The sequence below is a fragment of the Cupriavidus sp. GW823-FHT06D04 genome, assembly GCF_058795055.1.
This window is the reverse complement of record NZ_JBXAHL010000104.1, coordinates 1-1,436: the sequence shown is the minus strand read 5'-3', so window position 1 is coordinate 1,436 and position 1,436 is coordinate 1. Positions and strand designations below refer to the sequence as shown.

The window sequence follows — 1,436 nt, the reverse complement described above, 5'->3', positions numbered from 1 at the left end:
TGAATGGTGAGCGCGGCGTCCATGGTTCGCTGCATGCCGATCCAGATCGTCTTGGCGCCGGGCTCGCCATCGCTCTTGCGCCCAAGGAACCCACCCAGGGAAGCAACCAACCGAATCATCTGATTGAGGGTGACCGGTGTCTTCGGGCGAGCTTTCTTGGCGAGCACGTATGCCCCCCGAATCTCGTCGGCATCGAAGAACAGGGACGCATCCAGATCCGGGCAGGTTCTACCCAACCGCATCAGGCGGGCAATGCGCCACGCCACCACCATATACAACGCCAACGCCCGCTCCACACGATCCATGTGCGATAGCTGTAGCGCTTCGACCTTGCAGCCGGTCTTCAGGACATGGAAGAACATCTCCACTTCCCATCGGGCTCGGTACCAGTCGACGAGCTCGATGACAGCATCGGCGTCCTGCGCTTCTCGGTTCGTCAACAGCCGCCAAACCACTGGCTTGACGCCTGCAGGCGCTCCGATCTCCCTGGCCTCTACACAGGTGAGCGCAGGGCCATCCAGACCGGGCAGCCTCATACGTTTTGCGCGTAGCTCCTGTTTGACCTCGCGCGCCTTCTGGCCTGCACGCCCTGGCAAGATAAAGGTGATTTCCCCGAGTACCAGGCTGGCGTCGACGCCATCCCACAACTTGCCGCCCTCAGCAAGGTTGCGGTTGTGTTGGCTGCGGATCAGCCAGTCGGCCGGTTGGCCAAGTTCCTGGGCGCGCGCCATCAACTCGGCAATATCACCCTCGCGGTCCGTCACATACACCAGCCGTGTCCGGGGCAATAGCGCGGCTTGCTCCGCAACGCGTTCATACCCTTCAATCCAGCGTACGCTTTCCTTGATCCCGCCGCGGTTGCCGTCGGCGTCCTTCGATTCCCGAGCCCACATCCAGGCATCGATCACCCCCAGCGGTTCACGCTCAGGCGTCACCGCGTAGGTCGGATGCAAAAACATGCCCCGCTGGGCTTCGTAGCTCAGCGGCCCCAGCCCCTCCATTTCCTGGCCATTGAAGTTCAGCTCGGTAGTATCAGCGATGCACAGCACCACCGGAAACTGCGCGACTCTTTCCGCCGTGCGCTCCCAATGCGGCTGCATCACGTCCCGCCAATCGATCTGCTCATTGCCGAGAAACCGATACGCCCCAATGGTTTGCGACCAGTCATCGCACGCACCGGGAATGCTCGCCGTAGGCAGGGCCGCAAACCGCTTGAGCAATTCCTTGGCGCGCCGATCCCGCCGCGGATCACCAAGATCCAGACTCTCGAATTCCTCGTCCACCCATGCCCCCGACTCGTCGTTGCCCATTGCTGCTCGAAAATCCGAGAGTAAACGCGAGTCTGGCGAAGTTAACAACCCCTTACCTCGAAATTTCCGCGGCCGCATGCTCCATGCCCCGCTGCGGACGCGGTACTACTTCTGTATAAGGAGATG

Annotated in this window: 1 protein-coding gene; it reads right to left on the bottom strand. The window is 61.4% G+C overall.

Annotated features, from left to right (window positions below):
• On the bottom strand, window positions 1-1,310 hold a 1,310-nt coding region (locus AC1Q7H_RS39750), incomplete at its 3' end, for an IS4 family transposase (protein WP_492382510.1).
• Window positions 1,311-1,436 lie beyond the last annotated feature (126 nt).